Here is a 24470-nt window from a genome sequence, read left to right on the forward strand (position 1 = left end):
GTTAATTAATTTGTACAGTGCTTAAGACTTAAATAGTTTGAGACTCTAAAAAAAGTATACGCAAAAACCTTGAAATTGAGGAAATTTTCGATAAATTTACTGTTTTTCAAGGGTGACGTACAAAGTATGTAGATTTCGGTGAATTTTTGCGCCCTGAAACAGCACAATCTGCAAATTGACAACTGAAGTTACTGAAAAAAATGATTTAGAAAGGTAAAAGTTATGGCAAATATCATTGGAACTAACGGTGATAATATCCTACAGGGTACTTATAGTGACGCGGATACGATTAACGGTCTTGCAGGCAACGATATCATATATTCTAACGGTGGCAAAGACACCTTAACTGGTGGAAGCGGCAATGATAAATTCGTCTACTACTACTACAACAGCAACAACAACGATACTGCGATCGTCACCGATTTTGGTGGTGTCGGTAAAGGAACAAACCCGACAGCAGCAGTCATTGCCGATGTGGATACCCTAGAATTCCAGGGCACTGATGCCATAGCCCAAAATTTGTTGTTGACCCAAAAAGGCAACAATTTGGAAATCAGCTTTGCAGGAGATGCTTATACAAGGTTTTTTGAGAACTCAGTTATCCTGCAAAACTTTGCCCTGGAAAACCTGGAAAACTTGAGCAAATCTACAGGGGCCACTGTAGACTTGGGCAATATCTTATTTGATACACAAACTAGCACCACAGATAGCTTTGATGTGTTCAATGCCAACTTGACCCAAAGCACTATCTTCAATAATAATACAGTCACTTTTCTTAATGATCTGAACAATAATGTTAATGGCTTTGATAACTCAAATGATGTCATCAATGGTCAGGGTGGCAATGATCTCATTGACGGCTTAAGTGGCAACGACACACTCAGAGGTGGTGCGGGTAATGACTCCCTCATTGGTAGTGCGGGGAATGATATTCTCATAGGTGGTACGGGTAATGACTCTTCCACAGGTAATCACTCCCTCGTGGGTGGTGCGGGCAATGACTCTCTGATTGGTGGTACTGGTAACGATCGCTTAGATGTTAAATTTTCAACAGGCGCTAACACCCTCAAGGGTGGCGTTGGTGATGATACCTTGGATGCTGGGGCAACATCTGGGAATAACTTACTGTTTGGGGGCGATGGTAATGATTCTCTTTCCACCTCTAATGCTTATAGCAGCTTCAGCCCTAACATCTATTACCCCTCCTCAGGTAATAACACCCTAGAAGGAGGTGCTGGTGACGATACCTTGAATGCTCAGTCTCCATCAGGGAATAACTTACTCTTTGGGGGCGATGGCAATGATTCTCTCTCCACCTCTGGAATTACAACTTATAGAGGAGACCCTAATTTTAAGGCATCAGGCAATAACACCCTCAACGGTGGTGCTGGTAACGATACCTTGAATGCTGGCATTTCAACAGGCAATAACTTACTGTCTGGGGGTGATGGTAATGATTCTCTTGATATCTCTGGCGATATTATCAACTATAGCGGTCGAGAATTTTATTACCTTTCTTCAGGCAATAACACCCTTAATGGTGGTGCTGGTGACGATACATTGACTGCTAATTATTCAACAGGCAATAACTTGTTCTCTGGGGGCGATGGCAATGATTCCTTCTATCTAAGTACCAAATCCTCAGATACTCCCCTCTCTGATTTAGCAATTCAAACGATAGATGGGGGAGCAGGTGACGATTTTTTATCCGTTGATTACAGTTTCGCTACAGCGGGTATTTCAACGACATTCAATGCCACTACAAACAATGTAGAAATTACGGCAGGCACATATCAGGTTAATTACAAGAATATCGAACGATTGAATATCTTAGGTACAGCTTATGACGACAATATTGTAGGAAGCAGTGCGAACGATACGCTCTCTGGGGGATATGATGGCAAAGATACAATCGATGGGGGAGCAGGTGAGGATCTATTGTCCGTTGATTACAGGTACAGCAATCCCACAGGGGCGATCGCAACAACATTCAACGCCACTACAAACAAGGGAGTAATTACGGCGGGCACAAATCAGGTTAATTACAAGAATATCGAACAATTAAATATCTCAGGTACAGCTTTCGACGACAATATTGTTGGCAATAGTGGCAACGATACGCTTTCAACAGGCAATACTGGCAAAGATACAATCGATGGGGGAGCGGGTGACGATGTATTGTCCGTTGATTACATCTCCAATGTCAATATTACAAAGGGGATCGCAACGACATTCAATGCCACTACAAACAAGGGAGTAATTACGGCGGGCACAAATCAAGTTAACTACAAGAACATCGAACGATTAAATATCTTAGGCACAGCTTTCGACGACAACATTCTGGGGAATAGTGGGAACGATACGCTCTTTGGGAGCTATGGCAAAGATACGATTATTGGCGGTGCAGGTAATGATATCTTGGCAGGTGAGAGTGGGAAGGACACCCTAACTGGTGGCACGGGCAATGACAAATTTATTTATAGCTTGAGCGATAGCTCCTATGACGGCACTAACACTGATATTATCACCGATTTCGGTGGCATAGGTAAAGGTTCAAATACCTCAGCAACCGTAATTGCCTCCTTAGACACTTTGCAATTTATAGGTTTTACTGCTCAAAATCTGCAATTAACTCAAAATGGTAACAACTTAGAAATTACCTTTGAAGGTTTCGGTAATGACAGGAAAGTTATTCTACAAAACTTCAAGTTAGAAAACCTGGATAATCTCTCAGCAACTTCTTCACGACCAGCTATTGGCAATATCCTGTTTGATGGACAAACCAGCATCAGCGACAGTTTTGATGTGTTTGATGCTGATTCCACTCAAACTACTGTGTTCAACAGGAACACTGTTACCTTCCTTAATGACCTCGATAACAACATTACGGGTTTTGACAACTCTAATGATGTCATCAATGGTCAGGGGGGTGACGACATCATCGACGGGTTGAGCGGTAATGACTTGCTCAGAGGTGGTGCGGGAAATAACACCCTTGACGGAGGTATTGGTGACGATACCTTGAGTGCTATCAGTTCAACAGGCGATAACCTGCTCTTTGGGGACGATGGTAATGATTCTCTTGATATCTCTGGCAGCATATTCAACGACACATTCAGTGGCACATTCGCCAAATTCGACTCTCGCTCATTAGGCAATAACACTCTCAACGGAGGTGCAGGTAACGACACGTTGAGTGCTAGCGGTTCAAAAGGTGATAACCTGCTCTCTGGGGGCGATGGCAATGATTCTCTTGACATTTCTGGCAGCTACAGGAATAACTACGGCTACATCTCCGACTCTCGCTCATTAGGCAACAACACTCTCAACGGAGGTGCAGGTAACGACATCTTGAGTGCTGGTGGTTTAAAAGGTGATAACCTGCTTTCTGGGGGCGATGGCAATGATTCTCTTACCATTTTTGGCGGCTACAACGAGAATAATCCCACAGACTCTTCGGACTCTCGCTCATTAGGCAATAACACTCTCAACGGAGGTGCTGGTGACGATCGCTTGAGCGCTGGTGGTTCAAAAGGCGATAACCTGCTTTCTGGGGGTGATGGCAATGATGAGCTTGATATCTCTGGTGACTACTACAGCTACAACTCCAACGACTACTCCGACTCTCGCCCGTCTGGTAATAACACGCTAGAAGGAGGCGCTGGTGACGACAAGTTGAGCTTCAGCAATTCAACAGGTGATAACCTTCTGTCTGGGGGCGATGGCAATGATTCCTTCAATCTAATCGCTAGTTCCATAGATAGTAACCTGTCTGATTTAGTGACTCAAACAGTAGATGGGGGTAATGGTAATGATTCGTTGTTCACCAATTACTACTTTGCTTCTGGGGGAATCACTTCGACATTCAATGCTACTACTAACACTGGAACAATTACGGTGGGCATGTATCGTGTTAACTACAACAATATTGAGCAATTAAATATCTCAGGTACGAGCTATGATGACAATATTGTTGGGAGCAATGGCAATGATATCCTCCAAGGTGGAAACGGTAATGACAGCCTAATTGGAGGGGATGGGACTGATACCTTTGGTTTCTATAATTACAATGAGGGTGTTGACACTATTTATGACTTCAACGCTACTAATGAACTGATTCAAGTATATGCTAATGGTTTTGGTGGCGGGTTATTAATAGGTTCACTGTCGGATGCTCAGTTCACCATCGGAACATCTGCAACGACAAGCAATCAACGATTTATTTATGATAATTCTACAGGTGGATTGTTCTTTGACCAAGACGGCAGTGCATCTGGGTTTACTCAGGTAAAATTTGCACAACTATCTGCTGGACTGTCACTAACCGAAAATAATTTTGTGCTTGTTTAATCGTCATTAAATTCTCTAATCGTTAAGCGACAAAGGTTATGAGGTGCTTACAAAAGCACCTTGCAAACGATAGTGCTCAATAGACCTCTTGGCATTTCTGCTTTTTGCACTCTTGGTGGAAAAGGGTAAAGGTTAAAGGGGAAAGGGAAAATAACAAACCTTTCCCCCGCCCCTTATCCCCAGAGGGGGCCCCACCTTCCCCTTTTCCCGACTTTTGCCAAGAAGTCTAATGCAATTACTGTTAAAAAAATGTGAGTTCGCCCTTTTTTGACCTCTCCCCCAACCCCTCTCCGACACGGAGAGGGGAGCCAATAGCCTTAAAGTAGTAACAACAACTTTTTGTGGAATTGCGATCGCAAGACGATGAATGCTCTAATCAATTTACTGCTTTTTTTGCTGCCGATTCTGAGTAGCTTTTGGATTGCCCAAAGTTTCAACCCTTTATCTTCTTATCAAGCTCTCCAAGCTATAGATGGGGCAGCTTTATATAGAAAACAATTAACGAATGGTAACGAAGCCTATTTACAAGTTATTAATTTGGGTAAAATGCATATAGACCAAATTATCGGAGAGGTAGATAATATGGGTCTAAATGAAGGTAAATATTATCAAGGAAAAGGTAAATATTACAGCCCTTTTTTCCAAAATAAGTTGTTTTCTGATGTTGCGGATGAATATAAAAAACTTTACGCAAACAATGTTTTTTCGATGATTAATTGTTCTTTCTTTGAACAATATCAATCTAGTACTCAATTATCCTTTCCGATTAAACTTAATGGTGTAGTCATCACTGGTGGCACTAGCCCTTATGGCCCAATCAAGGAACCAAAAGATAAATATTATCGTAATATTCGCCTCAAAACTTTAGTCTGGAATGATAAACAGGCATATATTACCGATTACAACCAAGCTAGCGGTGCGCCTCTTAACCAAAAAGCAGTGAAGAATGCGATTGTTACTTATCGATATAGCGATCATCCGGCGAAAGTATTAGCCCAAAACCAAGCGAATAAATATCAAGTCATCGGTACTCTGAACAAAGATGGTGTTAAAGGTGACGAGCTTTTGTTGATTATGACGGTGAACCAAGCAACTCTGGATGAGGCAGCCGATTTATTACGTAAATTAGGAGTCAAAGGCGATATTATTACCGTTGACGGTGGCAGATCGACTTATTTGTTCAATTCCCAGAAGGGAAACATTATTGTTCCCCAACTGTCTAATCTGCAAGAAAATCCTACTTTCCGACATCTACCTCATTATCTGGAATTCCGTAAGAAAAGCAAAAATCAGATTGCGCCAAAAATCTCGATCGCTCAACCAGTTGGTAAAGTACTGCCAAAGAAAGATCAGCCTTTTTTAATATTGTGGCGGGATAATTTTGATAGCGATGTCTCGATTAAGTTGTACGATGGGAACAAACTTATCCAAAACATTTCTTCCCGTACTGCTAGCGATGGAGTTTATGAGTGGAAACCACGTATTTCCGTAAAAGAAGGCTATTTTATTCGTATTTCTAGCTGGAAAGACCGGAATATTTTCGGGCAGTTGCAATTCTAGCGGAATGGGAAAATGAAATGGATAACTAGCTAAACGCAAACCTCTCAACAAGGTTGACGGTGTGGCCGCGATCGCAATTGTTATCGTTTCTCACAGTAAACAACTAGCTTTGGGTGTGCGGGAACTCGCCGCGCAGATGGTTCAAGGCCAAGTTTCCATTGCTGTTGCAGCAGGTATTGAAGATTCGGAAAATCCATTGGGTACAGATCCAATTCAGGTTTATGAAGCGATCGCTTCTGTTTTTTCTGATGATGGTGTCTTGGTGTTAATGGATTTGGGTAGTGCTTTGCTGAGTGCAGAAATGGCAATCGAGTTTTTGCCAGAAGCACAACAGGAAAAAGTGTATTTGTGTGAAGCACCTCTAGTAGAAGGCGCGATCGCTGCTGTAGTAGCGGCGGCGGCTGGTAGAGATATTCACCAAGTTATGGCGGAAGCACGCGGCGCACTGCTTGCAAAAGCAACTCAACTGGGTGTGGTTACGAAGCCGTTGTCTGTTGTCAGCCCAATAACAACCAATATAGAATCGCCAACACGAGAAATTCGGCTGATTGTGAGCAATCGCTTAGGATTACACGCCCGTCCCGCCGCCCAGTTTGTGGCAACCGCAGCCCGGTTTCAATCTCAAATTCTGGTACGGAATTTAACGAGAAATACTGAGCTAGTCAGAGGTGACAGTATTAACCAAGTCACAACTTTAGGAGTGCGTCAAGGACACGAACTGCTAATTACTGCCACTGGTTCTGATGCAGATGAGGCGCTGGGAGCATTACAGGCATTATTCGCCAATAACTTTGGTGAGGCAGCCCAGTCTTGTTATTCCAACAAAGAGGAGCCAGCGCTGAAGACGGGTTTCCCGTCGCAGGCGACTGGCGTTGGACTGCCGAACCCGGAGGGTGAAGATCGTGTTGTTTCGCAGTCTCCACCAGCTTTTCACCATGAAGTTACTCCAGCAAATCACGGCGAACTTTCAGGGATTGCAGCTTCTAGTGGAGTAGCGATCGCGCCTGTTGTTCGTTATCAACCCACTCACATCACAATTACGGAATACCACGTAAACGATCCTGATGCAGAGTGGCAACGGTTACAATCAGCGATTAACACTGCCCGACAAGAAATTCAAGCAGTTTTCTCACAAGCATCTCTGCAAATTGGTGATGCTGAAGCTGCCATCTTTGATGCCCAATTACTATTTTTAGAAGATCCAGTACTGTTAGAAGCGGCTCATCAGCGTATTTTGGACAACCATATAAATGCTGAAGCAGCTTGGCAAGCTGTAGTTGATGAAGTAGTTACTTCTTACCACACTCTTGAGGATTCTTATCTGCAAGAGCGAGTTGACGATGTTGTAGATGTTGGGCAAAGAGTGCTGCGATTACTGGCTGGGAATGCGCCTGCGAACCTGCATCTTGAGTCACCAGCGATTTTGGTGGCGACTGATTTAACTCCCTCAGATACGGCGGGACTAGATCCGACAAAGGTGTTGGGTATTTGTACAACTTCAGGTAGTGCCACTTCCCACAGTGCCATTATCGCCCGGACGTTGGGTATTCCGGCAGTTTTGGGAGTGGATGCCCAGGTGTTGCACTTGGCAGATGGTACAATGATGGCACTTGATGGTGAAAGTGGCAAAGCTTGGGTAGAACCAGAATCAGACATCTTGGATTTACTGGCAGCAAAGCAATCAGCTTGGCAAACTGCCCAACAGGAAGCACGAGCCACGGCACATCAGCCAGCGATTACTCGTGATGGTCGGCAAGTTAGCGTCTTCGCCAATATTGGTAGTATAAATGATGTGCAAGTTGCTGTGGCTAGCGGTGCAGAAGGTGTGGGACTGCTCCGCACTGAGTTTCTGTATTTAGACCGAACCAGCGCCCCGACTGAAGAAGAACAATTATCAGTTTATCAGGCGATCGCTCAAGTTTTAGATCATCGGCCGCTGATTATTCGTACCTTAGATGTCGGTGGTGATAAGCCGCTTCCTTATATAAAAGTAGGGTTAAGAGAAGCTAACCCTTTTTTGGGTTGGCGGGGAATTCGTTTCTGTTTAGATCGTCCAGAACTCTTCAAAACTCAGTTACGGGCAATTTTGAGAGCTAGTGTCGGACACCAAATTAAAATCATGTTGCCGATGATTGCGACTGTAACTGAAATACGTGCAGCTAAGGTAATTTTGGGCGAAGTGCAGGCTGAACTAAATCAAGCTGGTATCGCATTTGATGCCGCGATGAAAGTAGGAATTATGGTAGAGGTTCCCTCAGCAGTAGCGATCGCCGATCGATTAGCTGCCGAAGTAGACTTCTTTAGTATCGGCACTAACGATCTGAGTCAGTACGTCATGGCTAGCGATCGCACTAATCCCAGCGTGGCAAATTTGGTTGATGCACTACATCCAGCCGTATTACGAATGGTGCAGCAAACTGTCCAAGCTGCGCATGCGGCGGGAATTTCGGTAGGATTATGTGGAGAATTGGCAGCAGATACTTTAGCAACACCAATTTTATTAGGTTTAGGGTTGGATGAATTGAGCGTAAATCCCCAAAGTATACCTGGAGTGAAACAGGCGATCGCTCGGTTGAGTATAGTTGAGAGTGAAGCGATCGTGGCATCAGCATTACAACAAGATTCCGCAGAGCATGTTAGAGAACTAATCTCAACTTCAATTACTCCCCCTGCATAATTAATTTGAAGAATTCAGAATTCAGAATTCAGGAGTCAGAATCACTTTCGTGGGGGACTTAAACCCGTTTATTCAGCCTTAGACTGATTTCTACTGAGCCTTGTTGTCGGCGCAGCTTCTTGTAGAGAAGTAGCGCTTATGCCAAAGTCCATCAGTCTCAGAAATTTAAATTCTGACTTCTGAATTCTGGCTTCTGAGTTCTGTTTTGTTAAAATCTTATTCCCAGTTGCCCGTTAAAGCCACGAACAGAATTGTAACCAGCACCAACAAAAACGTTATTAGTAGCACCTACCTGAACGCCACCTGAAACGGCAACACCTTTATCCTCTGAATAAAGTCCAACTCCGACATAAGGTGAAATTACAGGTAAATTGATAAATTTTAAAACATCGACTCCCGTAGCACCATCAGCGCCAGTTCCCACTTCAACCCCGAAATTCAAAGCCCTAGCTCCGACAGCATAAGTTATGTCACCATCTTTTCCACCGACTGAAACCCAAGGTTGCGGTATCAGTTGAGCCGATGCTTGACTTGGGGCAAACAAAGTTAATAAACCTATAGATGTAATTAATGTTTTAGCAATAATCGTTATTTTCACGTTATTCTCCAATTAATTGTTTTTAGGACTGATACCAATCCTTTATGAGGACGCATAAAAAGAATCTCAGTGCCTTGGCATCTCCCTTTGGTAATACTATTTCACTTTCAGGTTGATATAAATAGCCAGTAGGGCAGCAGGGGGAAAGGTTAAAGGGAAAAGGGTAAAGGTTTTTTCTTTCCCTTTACCCTTTTCCCCAAAACCCAACAAGTATTGAGCTAGGTTATACCATTTGCAAAAAGACCTACAGATTCAAAGCTTGAAAATCCAGCTGAAAGCTAACCCGTCTTAATTACAAATTACTAATTACGTAGCTTACTTCTTGCTTTGGGGAGTAGTACGAATTACAAATTGGTATTATTATCTCAACAATTTGCTAAACTCCAACTTCGTGGAGAGCAAATAAAAACAATTTGAGTATTGGGAATTTGGAGGGGGTCGCAGAGTGGCTGATGAACGCATAGTCAATACACAACAGATTTATCCAAAGGATTTTTCCTGGGGATTATGGCCTGTTGTGCCACTCTACCCCTACGGTAGGCGGCAGACAATTCGTCAAGAAGTGCTTAAGGACACAATCTGGAATTTTGACCAGATTCAAGGCATTTTCTACGTTGTTGTGCCGATTCGGATGACTGTTGTGAAGTTTGAAACCGGGGGTCTTCTTGTCTACGCGCCTGTTGCACCAACGCTAGAGTGCATCAGACTTGTGAATGAGTTGGTGGCGAAATATGGCGAAATTAAGTACATCATTCTGCCAACTATCTCTGGTATAGAACACAAGGTCTTCGTTGGCCCCTTCGCCAGATACTTTCCGACTGCACAGGTATTTGTAGCTCCCCATCAGTGGAGTTTCCCGCTAAATCTGCCCCTTAGCTGGCTTGGCTTACCCCCAAAACGAACTCAAGTACTTCCAGAAGATAGTAGCAAAACTCCCTTTGCTGACGAGTTTGATTATGCAATGCTGGGCCCTATTGGTCTTGGGCCTGGTAGGTTTGCGGAAGTTGCTTTTTTCCACAAGCGATCGCATACTCTTTTAGTCACAGATTCTGTGCTTTCGATCCCAGAAGATCCACCTGCGATCATTCTCTTAGATTCATATCCTTTATTATTTCATGCCAAGGATTATGCTTCTGAGATTGTTGCAGATAGTCAGGTAAATCGCCGTAAGGGTTGGCAGCGCATCTGTCTGTTTGCTTTGTACTTTCAACCAAGCACATTAGATATACGCCAATGGAGTCAGGTATTGCAAAATGCCTTGAAAGCCCCAGAACGCTCAAGGAAAGCTTATTTTGGATTGTATCCCTTTAAATGGCAGTCAGATTGGCAGCGATCGTTTGATGCCCTGCGAGGTAATGGGCGTTTATTTGTCGCACCAATTTTACAAACGCTGATTCTCAATCGCGCACCACAAGAAACCATTGACTGGGCTGATAAAGTTGCAAGTTGGGACTTCGAGTGGATAATTCCCTGCCACTTTGATTCACCAATTAAAGCTAAACCGCATCAGTTTCGCCAAGCTTTCTCTTTTTTAGAAAAGCAGCCTGCTTTCAGTGGAGGTTTCATCGGCAGTAGCAGCTATCCTTTACCAGAAGAGGATTTTAAAACACTTAGGGAAATTGATGCAGGTTTAAATAAGTTTGGGATTGTGCCAGCAGCCAAGGAGAAAGTGTAGGAGAGACGATATAGCGCAATACAGTTCAGATAAACCCAAAACCCTGATGATGTAGAGACGCGATTTATCGCGTCTTGAAAGAATTATCCTTAACTGAATCATATTGCAATATAGCGCTCTCCTTTGGATGCAGGTAACACAGCAGCTGTGCTACCAAAGCTATGTATCTGTATCAGATGTTTCGTGGAATGGTATAAGTGCTGGAAATATGATTAGCCATCGGTATTTGTTATCCGGTCAATCAAAGAGGGTGCGCTTGAAACGTCGCCTTGTGCCAATGGCATTTTCGAGGTACCATGCAGTCGTGGGTCGGGCACAGGAGGTTGCGGTTCTGGGCCTAGTGGTTGGGGATTTTCCACATACTCGAATTCGCCTTTGCCATCCATTGAGGGGCCTTTTGCCCAACGACCTTCGGCGCTTTCGGTTCCTTCTGAGTGATTCCAGAACTGATAAGAAAACTCGCGTTTCTCCAATTCCAATGGGAAGGAACTGGGAACCGGAGTGGTTTCTAATCCAGAACTTTCTAAATCTTCAATGGTTGCTAGCCACAAGTTTTGGTGCATCGTATCACGAGCGATCATAAAGCTCAAGGTATCTTTCACTCCTGGATCGTCCGTCATTTCATACAGTCGCACTGCCTGCAAACGTCCCTGACTTTCAGCGTGGAGATTAGAACGGAAATCTGCCAACAGGTTGCCACTGGAGACAATAAAACGACCATTCCAAGGATAGCCGACGCTATCAGATGGTGTTGCACCCAAACCAGAGACAATGGCGTGTTGAGGGTTCATCGCCGCCGCCATAATTACATCCCGTGGGTTACTACCGCCCATGACAGCACCCACAACCGCATCTTTGACACTTTCTTCTTGCATTTTGAGCGGCGCTTTATCTAGAAGATGGGCAATCATCGTTGCCAGCATCTCAATGTGACCGATTTCCTCAGTCCCAACATCAAGCAGCATATCCCGGTACTTGGCAGGGCCTCGACAGTTCCAACCCTGAAACAGATACTGCATCATCACGGTCATTTCACCAAAAGTACCGCCGATGAGTTCTTGAATTTTCATTGCATAAACCGCATCTGGTTTTTCTGGCGGCTTAAAATACTGGAGTTTCTTATTGTGATAAAACATTTGAATTCCTCTGTTAATTGCAAAGGCTGCTTACACAAAATCAAACAGTTGCCAAACTTTTATCCGATTTTGTGTAGCCTCTCCTTATCTAGGAAACTAATCAAATGCTTTATCTTCATCAGCCTCTAGTCAGATATAAAAAATACTTTTAAATAAGTATTTCGACTAGGGCTTTTTTCTTTATAGTTCTGTCTAGAAATGGATTTCAGAAAGCTTTACTTTGTTTGAAGAAAGAATTCAAAAAAATTCAAAATCAAATCACCTGAACTGGATTGTACCTACTCCTAAAGTTTAATCCCCTTAAACCGTTCTTGCGCGGCTTTAAATGCTTCTTGCATCACTAACTGAATTTTTTGGGGATCGGGTTTCTTGCCTCCCATGAGATCGCCAAAGTAAACACAGGCAGCTTCGCCTAGTGCCCAAGTATAGGCGGCTGCCCAAGAAGCGGCGATCGCACTCCCAAAACCTGGTATAAATTTAATTAACTCTCGTGCAATTGCTTGTGCTAAAAAACCACCTGCGATCGCACTCACAACGCCTCCCGCCTGAGATGGAGTAACTGTCTGCCCATATAATTTACCCAACAGTCCCACCATTGATACTTGCAAGGCAGTCAGTACGGGCATTGTGGCAAATGGTAGAGGTACGGCAGCCAGAGTTGCAGACATGATCGCAAATGGCAAAATATAACGGCGTGCAGTATCTCGGTAAAGGTTGCCAATTTGCTTGCCAACTTCTTCTCGATCTAATAGCTGATAAATCGCTTGGGCTTCTGCTTGTGGAAGTAGTTCTGCTAAGGAATCTCGCAGTGCTTCTAAGCCATAAAATACTTGAGTGTAGCCATCTTCTTCTAAGGTAAAGTCAATCAGTACAGAGCGATCTGTTATTCCTGCAAAGGCTTGTTGGATTGCGGCAAATGCGCGGTTAACTTCTTGATAATCTGGTGGATAGGCGGGATGATCGACGGTATCGCCAGGATAAACTTCGTGCAAGCAAGTCACTACCAGCAGACAGGGAATGTCTGGATACTTCTGGCGCAGTTGTTGAGCAATTTGTCGTAGGGTATCAGTTGCAAAGTCATTGATTTTAACCGTCAAAAGTAGGATTCTGGCGGAACGAGTTTCCTGTTGTAAATCGCCAACTAACTCCTGAATAATTTTTTGAGTATCTTGTTTGACATCACCCAGCCCCACTGTATCAGTAAAAATTAGTAGCGGCAGGTCATTGGAAGGATAGGCATAGCGCTGGGTGTGTTGCGTGTGTGGGCGAAATCCTTGACCGATAATTTCAGCAGAAACTCCCGTCAATCCCCGCACAATAGAACTTTTCCCGGCTTGAGGTTTACCAATTAAGAGGGCTTCTGTGGTTGGCAGTTCGGCTTGGATTTTCTCTAAAATCTCTGCAACCTGAGTATCACTCACACTAAACCATTCGACAACTGTCTGTGCCAGTTGTTCTACGGGTAGGTGTTGTGTTAGACGTGTTGTTGCTTTGTTCCATACGCCAGCAATCTGATTTGTCCAGGAATTATCGGCCGACTTGGTAATCGTTTTGTCGGTCGGTTCGCTCAATTGCTGAGAATCAGTTGATGGTAAATCAGCATCACGTTGCTCAGTCATTTTCATCCAAACATAGAAGACCCTTTTTGTCATCTTATAGCGATTCTTAAAGCGATAACTAGTACCTTTAGTAGTGTTCCTGAGTATGAGCGATCGCATTGACTAACAATGCGATTGCATTGACTAACAATGCGATTGCATTGACTAACAATGCGATTGTTTTGGCTAACAATGCGATTGTTTTGGCTAACAATGCGATTGCATTGACTAACAATGCGATTGCATCGGCTAACAATGCGATTGACCTTTCAAGACGCGATGAATCGCGTCTCTACAATCTGGGTTTTGTTGCTCATTCTGAACTGTATTGTCGCAAAATTTGCCCTCATCCCCCAACCCCTTCTCCCAATATTGGGAGAAGGGGAGCGAATTTCAAAGTCCCTTCCTCTCCAGGAATAGGTGAAACTGCACCGCTACGAACTTCATCTCTACGCTTCTTGGCTTCATCTGTCCACAGTGTTTGAAGTGTTTCGTCTACATCAAATTCAAGACTTTCAACCAGCTTTTCTGCCAACAATGCTCTCGCTGCACTGGGCAAAGTTAAGGCTTCTTTCATAATCTGTTCAACAGATGCCATAATTTCTAAAAGCATAAGTGCTATTCAGAGTCTAGCAGGAAAGCAGTAGACATCGTACAACACTAAAGTGATAGACAGCCGACGGACGCCAATCTAGTATCAACTTGGTTCAATTAAATCAGCGATCGCTTTCACTAATATATCTGGATCTACTGGTTTGGAAATATGCATTTGAAATCCAGCTGCTAATGCTTGCTGCTGATTCATTTCCCCTGCATAGGCTGTCAGAGCGATCGCGGGTACGTTTCCTCCTTGTTCAGGGGATCGCGATCGCACTTCCCGCATCAGCATATAACCGTCTGTTTTTGGCATTCCAATATCGCTAATTAAAACATCTGGTATCGAGTCAGATAGCGCTTGTAGTGCTTCCTGTGCTGATGATACGGCGGTTACTTGCACGCCGTAGTCTTGCAAAATAAAGGTAACTAAATCGCGGATATCTGGTTCATCGTCCACTACCAAAACTTGAGTGTCTGCAAGCAGCGATGATTCCGGCTCTGAATATGAAAACTGATTCTCTTCACCCCGAAATTGTTCGCTTCTCACCAAAAGCGGTAACTCGACAGTGAAGCTTGCACCCAATCCTTCTCCCAGACTTTCGGCTTGAACATTTCCCCCATGCATTTCTACAACCTTACGCACGATCGCTAGTCCTAAACCTAGTCCACCAAATGTGCGTGTAGTTGTGCCATCAGCTTGACGAAAGTAATCGAATACATAAGGCAAAAAGTCTAGGCTAATTCCCTTACCTGTATCGCTAACCTGAATTTGAGTCTGATTACCAGCTTCCATGAGTCGAATTTCTACTCGTCCTCCTGTTGGTGTAAATTTTACCGCATTAGAAAGCAAGTTCCACACAACTTGTTGCAGCCGATTGGGGTCGCCCATCACTTGTCCCAAATCGTTATCAAATAAGGTCTGAATTTGAATTGACTTGGCTTGTGCTGCTAGTTTTACCGTTTCTAGCGCTGCTTCAACTACCATTACCAAGCTAACAGGACAGATATTCAAATTTAATTTTCCTTGGAGGATGCGCGATACATCCAACAAATCTTCAATTAGCTGAGTTTGTAACTTGGCGTTGCGTTCAATGGTTTCTAAGGCGTGGTGAGTAGTTTTTTCATCAAACTTCCGAGTCCGCAGCATTTTCGACCATCCCAGAATAGAGTTGAGTGGGGTTCGCAGTTCATGGGAGAGAACCGCCAGAAATTCATCTTTAATTTTGTTGGCGATTTCTGCTTGTTGTCGTGCTGTCTTTTCGCGCTCAAGTAGGCGATCGCATTCTTGTTCAGCCAATTTGCGCTCGGTGATGTCCAGTACAAAAGCAACACCATGTTCTTGGGAATCATTCAGCAAAGCTATTCCTAAAACAATCGGTACTCGCTTACCGTTGCGGTGGATATATTCTTTTTCATAAATTTTGGAAACTCCAGTGGTTTGCACCTCTAAAAAGGCGCGATCGTCTAAATCCTGATACTCAACAGGAGTAAGTTCTTTCCAATTAATTCTGTCTAGAGTAGCAAACTCATCACGAGTGTAACCAGCTAGTTGCAGAAAGGCATCATTGGCATCAATTACAAAGCCATGCACATTCCAAAAAGCGACCCCAATCAAGTTAGATTCAAACAAACGCCGAAATCGCGCTTCGCTTTCACGTAAAATTTTTTCTGCCCGTTTGTGTTCGGTAATATCACGAGCAACAGTGATTACGCCTTCAATAGTTTGGTTTAAATTCCGTAATGGTGTAAGGATATATTCATAATAATGCAACCCATCGGCGCTAACATATTTACACTCATCTTTAATCGGTTGCCCAGTTTTCATCACAGCAAGTCGTTGATTCTCTACCTGGGTTATTAGGTCGGTGGGGAAATCCATTTCTGGCAAACTTTTGCCGATAATATCTTGGGGATTTAAACCTAGTATAGTCGCTGCATCATGACTAATATACTGATAACAACCTTGGCGATTAAAGATGTAAATATGATCGACTGAGGCGGTGAGGATGGCATTTAAAATATTTGCTTGTTCTTGGACTTGTGATGTCAGTTCGCGAGTACTTTCTTTTGCCTGCATACACACAGTAGTTTCCATACAAACGCCGAGCATTCGCACCGCTTTTCCTTGAGCGTTATAGATAAATTTTCCTTTGGCAGAAATCCAATGTGTACTTTGGTCTGAGCGAACTATACGAAATTCATCATTGTAATCAGTCTTTTGTGTGAAAGCATGGGCGATCGCTTGCATTACAGATTGGCTATCTTCAGGATGAACGCACTTTTGAAACGTCTCATAAGGGCTGTCAAAACTACTTGGATGTAGACCAAAAAGCAATTCATAATTTTCCGACCAAATGACTTGATTGGTAACAATATTCCAATCCCACAAGCCCATCTGCGATACCTCTAGAGTCAGCCTCAGCCGTTCTTCACTCTCCCTGAGAAGTACTTCTAGCTGCTGTCGCGCCGCACTTTCTTGTTGGAGTTGCTCTAAAATTACTGCTATCTCTGTTGGCATGAGATGCACAGATGTTTCTTTAACTTTAATATCAGGCTTTTCTGCTTCTACTGCCAGCTTTATTTTTAGTTCTGTTAATTGTTCTTCAAGTGCTGCTTGCCTTTGTTGATAAAATATTTCTGATTGCTCTAACTCAGCTACTCGCTGCCGCAACACTGCTAATTCATCAGTAAGTTGAAAGTTAATTTTCTCAACATTTTGCATATTGTACACCGCTAATATTTAACAATATCGACTTGAAGAGTAGGTATTCCCTAGTACCGCAAGGCGGAATTTAAAATTAAAAATTAAAATTTAATACAGCCTCAGCGTTTGATTAATTATGCTTTATTAAGCAAAGACAATTTATATATTTCAGCCCAAAGGTATATATGAGTTTCAATAACTGTAGGGTAAGCACTGCCAAAAATATCAAAATTGAGCTTTGTGACATCAGTCAGTCAGTTAATAGTGCCCACCCTAGAAATAATCGCTACATAGCTAAATTCAAATTTATTTCTTTAATCGGATGAAAGCTGCACCAATTAATAATGCCACAACCTGCCCTAAGACGACAACACCCGATTGATTTACGCCAACAGGAGGAATATTTAAACTACCGATACCATAAAATAATTGTTGTACAAACCACCAAAATATATAGAAAAGGGTTGGTAGTTGGATAGGGATATACAAGATTATTAGCGGCAAAACAGTGTCAATTGTAGCTTTAGGAAACTTCATAACGTATACTCCTAAAATAGCTGCGATCGCACCATTTGCCCCAATCAATGGAACTGTCAAACTCGGTTCAAGCAAAATTTGTATTACACCTGTCGCTATCCCAGCAGCCAGATAAAATCCTAGATAGCGTCTGTGTCCTAGAAGATTTTCTACAGTTTTTCCAAAAACCCACAAAAATAGTAAATTTCCTAATATTTGACTAAAACTGCCGTGCAGAAATATCCCAAACAATAGGGTAAATACCCGCCAAATCACAACTATCCAAGCAGCAGAGTTGAGAAAAAGAGCATTGGTAACTGCTCCACTAATCTGTGCTGGAATCATACCCCAAGTATTCACAAAATAGCCTAATTGACCGCTAAACTCTAGTTGAAGTTCCCATAAAAATACAGCCAGGTTAATGGCAATCAACCAGTAATTAATAATTGGTTTATTTCGACAACGAATGTTATCACTAATAGGAATCATATAGATTTGTCATTTGTCATTGGTCATTGGTCATTGGGCATTGGGCATTGAATCTTCAATTTTGAATTTTGAATTTTGAATTTTGAATTGATTTCTCCCCTGCCTCCCCTGCTCCCCTGCCTCACTTCCCCTTAACGTGTGGCAAGATTGAAATCAGATCGCATCGCACTTAACTAGGCAAACAAGATGCTAGGAAACACACTTGTAGGAAGATACCAAATTATTAGTAACTTGGGAGGTGGGGGTTTTGGTGAAACTTTTGTGGCTTGTGATACCCAATTACCTGGTTCACCTCTATGTGTTGTGAAGAAACTCAAACCCCAGGCAAGCGATCCGGTAACTTTGGAAACAGCTAGGCGTTTATTTGATACGGAAGCACAAGTTCTGTATAAATTAGGAACTCACGATCGCATTCCCCAACTTTTAGCTTACTTTGAGGAAAATGCCGAATTCTATCTTGTACAGGAATTGATCGAAGGTCATGACCTGAGTAAAGAATTAACATCAGATAAAATCCTCAGTCAAGAAGAAGTCATTTCACTTTTACAAGAACTTTTGACAATCTTAGAATTTGTCCATCAACAGAATGTAATTCATCGTGATGTCAATCCTCACAATATTCTTAGACGCCAACCAGATGGCAAACTAATTTTAATTGATTTTGGTGCAGTTAAACAAATTGCAACTCAAGTTATTACTCCCCAAGGTCAAACTCTTGCAACAGTAGCTATCGGTACGCCTGGATATATTCCTAGCGAACAAGCTCATGGTACGCCAAAATTAAGCAGTGATATCTATGCTGCGGGAATAATTGCTATTCAAGCTCTCACTGGATTATCACCAGAAGAAATAGTAAAAGATGCTGATACTAATGAAATTATCTGGCACGATAAAGCCACGGTAACACCAGAATTTGCTCAATTCTTAGATAAAATGGTGTGCTACGACTTTCGGCAACGCTATCCTTCGGCAACAGTGGCATTACAAGCGCTGAAGGAGGTAACACGACCACCTGTTCAGACAATAGCCTTAACTCCTCCTCCTCCACCAAAAAATATCAACAAACCTGAACCAAAAAAAGGTATTTTAGGTAAAATTTTACTAACAATATTTTTCTTTACTGTTGGCACAGTAGCATCAATATTTATTTGGCATTACATTAATTCAAATAATGCTATAGAATTATCTAAACAAGGAAATACATTTTTTGATTTACAACGCTATCAAGACGCGCTAGAAGTATATGAAAAAGCCGTTAATCTTAGACCAGATTATGCTCAAGCTTGGAATGGTCAAGGCAAAACACTAAATAAATTAAGAAAATACAAAGACGCATTAGTGGCCTATGATAAAGCAATTCAAATTCAGCCAGATTATTTAGATGCTTGGATTGGACGTGGTACTGTATTGGGAAATTTACAGCGATATCAAGAAGCGATCGCCTCTTTTGATAAAGCCTTAGAATTAAAGAATGACAACTCAGAAGTCTGGAATGCTAGGGGTGAAGCTTTCAGCAATTTAAACCAATATGACCAGGCAATTAAGTCTTATGAAAAAGCAATTGAACTCAAACCAGATAATTACGAAGCTTGGTATAAAAAAGGATTAGCTTTGCAGAATTCTAGGCAATATGAAGAAGCGATCGCCGCCTATCAAAAAGTCGTAGATTTAAAACCAGACTACGAGCAAGCCTGGTATAATTTGGGGAATGCGCTAGTCAATTTAAAACGCTATCAAGATGCATTTACAGCTTATGATAAATCGGTGCAATATCAGCCAGATTATTACCAAGCTTGGTTATCTAGAGGTAATATACTGCTGAATTTACGACGTTATCCAGACGCGATTGAATCTTTTAATCAAGTAATTAAATACAGTCCCAGAAACTATCAAGCCTGGTATAATTTGGGATGGTCGCTGCATCAAAACCAACGCTATGAAGAAGCAATAAAAGCTTATAATAAAGCGGCGACAATTAAGCAAAATGACTATCAACTCTGGTATAATTTGGGAAATTCACAATACATATTGCAGAAATACGAAGATGCGATCGCGTCTTATAATAAGGCAGTTCGTTATAAACCAGACCATTCCGAAAGCTGGTATAGTAGAGGTAATGCTCTATTAAATTTGAAACGGTTTCAAGATGCGATCGCTTCTTACGATCGAGCAATAAAATACAAGCCTAACTACCAACAAGCAATAGAGGGCCGCAATCAAGCCCAAATTCAACTGCAAGGCGAAAAAGCAAAGCCTGTACCTGTAACTGTACCAACTCTTCCATTTCCTAATTCCCCCAATCCACCGCAGACGACACCTTAAACTGAACCTGGGTTTTCATCAAGGGAGATATCCTATAGGAGTTAAAAAGAATGGAGAGACGTAGCAGTGCTACATCTCTCCAAGGATCGTGGATAATGGATATTTAATTTCACCAGATGTTTAATCAATCCTGCGACTAGGTAACTTAGTCCCGCACCTCTGACAAAACCCAGCATTTACATCATGGAAAGCTAAACCACAACCCGAACAAACTATTTCTACCTGATTAGCAGTTTTCACCACTTGCTTAATTAAATCCCCCACTTGCCAAGGAATCAATGCAATTCCGGTAAAAATCATCAATACTGTTAGCAAGCGTCCTGATTCTGAAATTGGAATAACATCGCCAAATCCTACAGTTGTCATTGTGACAACAGAGAAGTAGAATGCATCCAAAAATGTACCGTAATTTTCAGGATTAACCGGATGCTCGACTTGATAAATTAAGCCAGAGTAAATAAAAACAATTGCAAATAACGTAAATAATATTCGCGCAAAAATCATCCCATCTTCACTGCTGATACTAGCGAATAAAAACTTTCTATCTATAAATCTAATTAATCTTAAAATCCGAAACCATCGTAATAGGCGGATAAAGCTAATATCTACCATACCGAGAAAAAATGGTAGAATCGCCATTAAGTCAATAATCGAATAAAAGCTAAAAATATACTTAATTTTGTTTTCCGCACTCCACAGGCGAAGCAAATATTCCACAGCGAAGATGATGACGATCGCAGTATCAGCTACATTTAACTGAAACCGCATATCATCAGGAATATTATATGTTTCTGCCACAAAAATTCCTGATGATATTAGCACCAAAGAGGCAAGGGTTAAATTAATTGCTTTACCTATTGGTGTTTCTAGGTCTTCTAAGTAAAACTCTGTTTCTTGTCTGCTCAGTAACATATTCGACCATTAAAACATCTTAATTTCCAGTTATAACATTAGAAATACGATATGATTAACCATTATCCTTATGTTAACCTCAGCTTATATGAACCCAGAATTTTTTATGCGTTTAGCATTGGCAGAAGCAAAAAAAGGCGATGCACCCTACGGTGCAGTGATTGTTAAAGATAACGAAGTCGTTGCCGTAGCTCATAATACTGTAAAGAGAGACAACGATCCATCAGCCCATGCAGAAATCAATGCTATTCGTAGTTTAACAGCTAAACTGAAAAACCCCTCTTTAGAAGGTTATAGCATATATACAACTGGCGAACCTTGTCCGATGTGTGCAACTGCTTGTGTTTGGAGTGGTTTATCAGAGATTGTATATGGTGCTTCAATTCAAGATTTAATTACTGTAAATCAATCACAAATTAGTATATCTTGCGAAGAGGTAATCGATAAGTCATCTAAGAAAATCAAAGTTACAAAAGATATTTTAAAAAATGAATGTTTGGAATTATTTAAATAAGCTACTCAAAAAATTCTTTTTATGAGTAGTTATTCTAAACACACTCGAAAAATCTTGTTCTTTATCTTTGGTCTATCTTTGGTCTAATGCGTAAGTCCTAAAATATTTGTATATATTCCATAATTTTCTGGGTCATAGCAGCAAAAAATTATTCTTTGTGGATGACCATTCTTTTGTAGCTGTTCATCGCATATTTTCACTGCCACCTCAGCCGCTAAAGCTTTAGGATATTTATAAATGCCAGTACTAATACAAGGAAATGCCAAACTATTAAACTTTTTCTCTGCAGCAATTTGCATACATTTATAATAACACTGAGCCAGAAGTTCGGGTTCTCCGTGATTACCTCCTCGCCATACTGGGCCTACGGTATGAATGATGAAGTTTGCAGGTAAGCGATATCCTTTAGTTAGTTTAGCATCGCCAATCTGACATCCTCCAAGTGACCTACATTCATCAACTAGGTCTGATCCAGATGCCTTGTGTATCGCTCCATCTACGCCGCTACCCCCAAGCAAACTAGTATTTGCAGCATTGACGATGGCATCAACTTCTAACTTTGTGATATCACCCAAAATGACTTCCATAAAACAATTAAGCTTAATCAAAACTAATTTAAATAATACAATATTTTGAGCTTCAAGCTTAACAATTGCTCTGCATAATATAATGAGCGAGTGCTTGCTTTTTCCTAATTTATTAAATCATGGTTTATGATTGATTCATTAATATAAGTACCTCAGTGAATAATCATGTTGGCAACGTAGGAGCGTCATTACGAATTATTTAACTTGGCTCATTCAAATACGATAAATATGTATTTGCCCAAATCGCCGCTTGAGTGCGATCGCGCAAATTTAATCTGTTTAAAATATTTGTAACATGGTTTTTTACCGTTCCCTCAGAAATGTAGAGTCCCTGAGCAATTTCTCGGTTACTAGCGCCTGTAGCAATTAACCGCAAAACCTCTTTTTCTCTAGGAGTAAGTTCAGTTAAACTAGATGGTACAGGCGGCGAATGAGTTGGTGCAACAGGAGAAAATTGAGTCAACAGCTTTTTAACTATACCTGGGCCTAAGTGAGTATATCCTTTATGAACGGCACGAATAGCAACAGCTAATTCTTCTGATGGTGTATCTTTCAATAAATAACCCATAGCCCCATTTTTTAAAGCTGCTGACACATATTCATCGTCATCAAAAGTCGTTAGTACTAAAATCTTAGTTTTGGTAAAACGTTTTTGAATTTCCTTTGTGGCTGCAACTCCATCCATAATCGGCATTCTGATATCTAGCAATATTACATCTGGCTGAAATTCTGCAACCAAATTAATCGCTTGTTCCCCGTTTTCTGCTTCTCCAACTATTTCTAAATCTGGTTCTAGTTCCAATAACGCTCTTAATCCTTGGCGAATTAAACTTTGGTCATCTACCAGCAAGACTTTAATCATTATGTTAACCTTGTTAATGGAATATTAACTGTAATTTTGCAGCCAGAGCCAAGAGCGCTATTAATATTAAACTGACCCCCAAGTGCTAAAGTGCGATCGTGCATACTATGAAGTCCAAAACCAGTAGTATTTTGCCCGACATCAAAACCTTTACCATTATCCTGAATTATCAATTGTAAATTGCCTTTAGTCGTAGTGAGTTCCAATTTTACCTCTGTGGCATACGCATATTTAGATATATTAGTTAAAGATTCTTGAGTAATTCGATAAATAGCAGTATTGATTTCAGGTGGTAGAGAATATTCCAGGTTAATTTGATAAATTGGTAATATTCCATTAAAGCGATAAAAATTTTCTGAAAGACTAGCGATCGCATCTTCTAAAGATTGTTCTTGTAAGGGATTAGAACGCATAGTAGAAACAGATTGACGAACATCTTTTAGCGCCTTTGAACCCAATTCCTTTGCAGTTGCGAGAAATGTTTCAGCCTTAGCTGGATTAGATTGCCATAGTTTTAAAGCAGTTTCTAATTGCAGATTTAAAGCAGTCAGAGAGTGTCCTAATGAATCATGAATTTCACGAGCAATGCGGTTACGTTCTTCTAAAGTAGCTTGATTTTCAATTTGCATGGCATATTGACGGAGTTTGTCGTTAGCAAGAGCTAGCTTTTCTCGACTTTGCCGTTCAGACAAAACTGCATTCATCATCAACAATACAAAAACCAAACTTAAGCCAAATACTAGCGACGAATTCAAAATCAAAAATCGATATCGCTCTTGTGCCTGCGGCGATGCTTGAAAATTGAATAACTGATATTTTAGTTGTGTAGTAACTAAAAATAAGGCAAATGACAAAGCTGTAACGAATAAGCGTCCATTTAACTGAAAAATCAGACAACTACGAGTCACTAAAATTATATATAAAAAAGGAAAAAGCCGAGCAAACCTTTCTCCAAAAAGTCCAATTATTAAAATTAATAAAATTTCAATGGCTGTATATATTACCTTAGTTGTTTGGTTCTTTCTGGGTAATGTTAAGCCCATTCCTGCAAAAATAATCAAACTATAAATTGATAATTCTGGCAATATGCTACAAACTGACAAGTCTGGAAATGCACCACAAATTGATAGCTCTAGAGGCTTGGGACGAAATCGCCGTAACGGAGGTGGTATCACAGCTGTCAATGCGGTGATTGCCAGTAATGTCCACTCCAAATAAAGCAGAGACGGAAAAGGATGTTTATTAATTTCAATTGGACGACTCATTAATCGCGTTGCTCCAGTTAAAAGTGATGAGTTATGAGTTATAAGTTAGGAATTAAAAGTTAATAGTTCCGATAATTTGAGCAGATGCTTTCATCACTTAATTTTTTC

17 protein-coding genes are annotated in these 24470 nt (G+C 41.4%); 6 read left to right on the forward strand and 11 right to left on the reverse strand.

Annotated features, from left to right (window positions below):
* Nucleotides 1-222: 222 nt before the first annotated feature.
* The 3 genes from RM368_RS00435 to ptsP all read left to right on the forward strand — a co-directional run bounded on the left by RM368_RS00435 (nucleotide 223) and on the right by ptsP (nucleotide 8587).
* Nucleotides 223-4350 (forward strand): calcium-binding protein, encoded by a 4128-nt coding sequence (locus RM368_RS00435; RefSeq protein ID WP_322692209.1) that lies wholly within the window; start codon nucleotides 223-225, stop codon nucleotides 4348-4350.
* Nucleotides 4351-4713: 363 nt separating this feature from the next.
* Complete coding sequence (locus tag RM368_RS00440) at nucleotides 4714-5910, forward strand: hypothetical protein (RefSeq protein ID WP_322692210.1); 1197 nt, start codon at nucleotides 4714-4716, stop codon at nucleotides 5908-5910.
* Nucleotides 5911-5971: 61 nt separating this feature from the next.
* The gene (ptsP, locus tag RM368_RS00445) at nucleotides 5972-8587 is read left to right on the forward strand and encodes a phosphoenolpyruvate--protein phosphotransferase (RefSeq protein ID WP_322692211.1); all 2616 of its coding nucleotides are present in this window, start codon (nucleotides 5972-5974) and stop codon (nucleotides 8585-8587) included.
* Nucleotides 8588-8795: 208 nt separating this feature from the next.
* Here the strand turns inward: ptsP and RM368_RS00450 are convergent, their stop codons facing one another.
* Nucleotides 8796-9185 carry a hypothetical protein gene (locus RM368_RS00450; RefSeq protein ID WP_322692212.1) on the reverse strand — a complete coding sequence of 130 codons (390 nt, stop codon included), beginning with the start codon at nucleotides 9183-9185 and terminating at the stop codon, nucleotides 8796-8798.
* 445 nt (nucleotides 9186-9630) lie between these two features.
* Between RM368_RS00450 and RM368_RS00455 the strand changes: the two genes are divergently transcribed.
* Nucleotides 9631-10860 (forward strand): DUF4336 domain-containing protein, encoded by a 1230-nt coding sequence (locus RM368_RS00455; RefSeq protein WP_322692213.1) that lies wholly within the window; start codon nucleotides 9631-9633, stop codon nucleotides 10858-10860.
* A gap of 212 nt (nucleotides 10861-11072) precedes the next feature.
* Here RM368_RS00455 and RM368_RS00460 read toward each other — a convergent pair whose 3' ends face one another.
* From RM368_RS00460 to RM368_RS00485, 6 genes are all read right to left on the reverse strand, one after another.
* Nucleotides 11073-11996, reverse strand: coding sequence for a manganese catalase family protein (locus RM368_RS00460; protein WP_322692214.1), 924 nt, complete (start codon nucleotides 11994-11996; stop codon nucleotides 11073-11075).
* 284 nt (nucleotides 11997-12280) lie between these two features.
* Nucleotides 12281-13615, reverse strand: coding sequence for a 50S ribosome-binding GTPase (locus RM368_RS00465; RefSeq protein WP_322692215.1), 1335 nt, complete (start codon nucleotides 13613-13615; stop codon nucleotides 12281-12283).
* A gap of 67 nt (nucleotides 13616-13682) precedes the next feature.
* The gene (locus RM368_RS00470) at nucleotides 13683-13850 is read right to left on the reverse strand and encodes a hypothetical protein (protein WP_322692216.1); all 168 of its coding nucleotides are present in this window, start codon (nucleotides 13848-13850) and stop codon (nucleotides 13683-13685) included.
* A 90-nt stretch (nucleotides 13851-13940) separates the two neighbouring features.
* Nucleotides 13941-14192 (reverse strand): addiction module protein, encoded by a 252-nt coding sequence (locus RM368_RS00475; RefSeq protein ID WP_322692328.1) that lies wholly within the window; start codon nucleotides 14190-14192, stop codon nucleotides 13941-13943.
* A gap of 99 nt (nucleotides 14193-14291) precedes the next feature.
* Entirely contained in the window at nucleotides 14292-16913 is a 2622-nt protein-coding gene (locus RM368_RS00480) for a PAS domain S-box protein (RefSeq protein ID WP_322692217.1), read from the reverse strand.
* 288 nt (nucleotides 16914-17201) lie between these two features.
* Complete coding sequence (locus tag RM368_RS00485) at nucleotides 17202-17900, reverse strand: rhomboid family intramembrane serine protease (RefSeq protein ID WP_322692218.1); 699 nt, start codon at nucleotides 17898-17900, stop codon at nucleotides 17202-17204.
* A gap of 186 nt (nucleotides 17901-18086) precedes the next feature.
* On the opposite strand from RM368_RS00485, the gene RM368_RS00490 reads away from it, so the two are divergent.
* Complete coding sequence (locus RM368_RS00490; protein WP_322692219.1) at nucleotides 18087-20222, forward strand: tetratricopeptide repeat protein; 2136 nt, start codon at nucleotides 18087-18089, stop codon at nucleotides 20220-20222.
* A gap of 120 nt (nucleotides 20223-20342) precedes the next feature.
* On the opposite strand, the gene RM368_RS00495 is transcribed toward RM368_RS00490, so the two are convergent.
* Nucleotides 20343-21134, reverse strand: a complete 792-nt coding sequence (locus RM368_RS00495) for an ion transporter (protein WP_322688305.1) — start codon at nucleotides 21132-21134, stop codon at nucleotides 20343-20345.
* An 88-nt stretch (nucleotides 21135-21222) separates the two neighbouring features.
* Here RM368_RS00495 and RM368_RS00500 point away from each other — a divergent pair, with 88 nt between their 5' ends.
* A complete protein-coding gene (locus RM368_RS00500) occupies nucleotides 21223-21648 on the forward strand; it encodes a nucleoside deaminase (RefSeq protein ID WP_322692220.1) in 426 nt (141 codons plus the stop codon).
* Nucleotides 21649-21731: 83 nt separating this feature from the next.
* Here the strand turns inward: RM368_RS00500 and RM368_RS00505 are convergent, their stop codons facing one another.
* The 3 genes from RM368_RS00505 to RM368_RS00515 form a co-directional block, all read right to left on the reverse strand.
* The gene (locus RM368_RS00505; protein ID WP_322692221.1) at nucleotides 21732-22235 is read right to left on the reverse strand and encodes an O-acetyl-ADP-ribose deacetylase; all 504 of its coding nucleotides are present in this window, start codon (nucleotides 22233-22235) and stop codon (nucleotides 21732-21734) included.
* 199 nt (nucleotides 22236-22434) lie between these two features.
* The gene (locus tag RM368_RS00510; RefSeq protein WP_322692222.1) at nucleotides 22435-23097 is read right to left on the reverse strand and encodes a response regulator transcription factor; all 663 of its coding nucleotides are present in this window, start codon (nucleotides 23095-23097) and stop codon (nucleotides 22435-22437) included.
* Entirely contained in the window at nucleotides 23097-24362 is a 1266-nt protein-coding gene (locus RM368_RS00515; protein ID WP_322692223.1) for a sensor histidine kinase, read from the reverse strand. The genes RM368_RS00510 and RM368_RS00515 overlap by 1 nt, the downstream gene beginning before the upstream one ends.
* Nucleotides 24363-24470: the final 108 nt, after the last annotated feature.

This window comes from Nostoc sp. DedSLP03, assembly GCF_034530815.1.
Lineage (GTDB): Bacteria > Cyanobacteriota > Cyanobacteriia > Cyanobacteriales > Nostocaceae > Nostoc.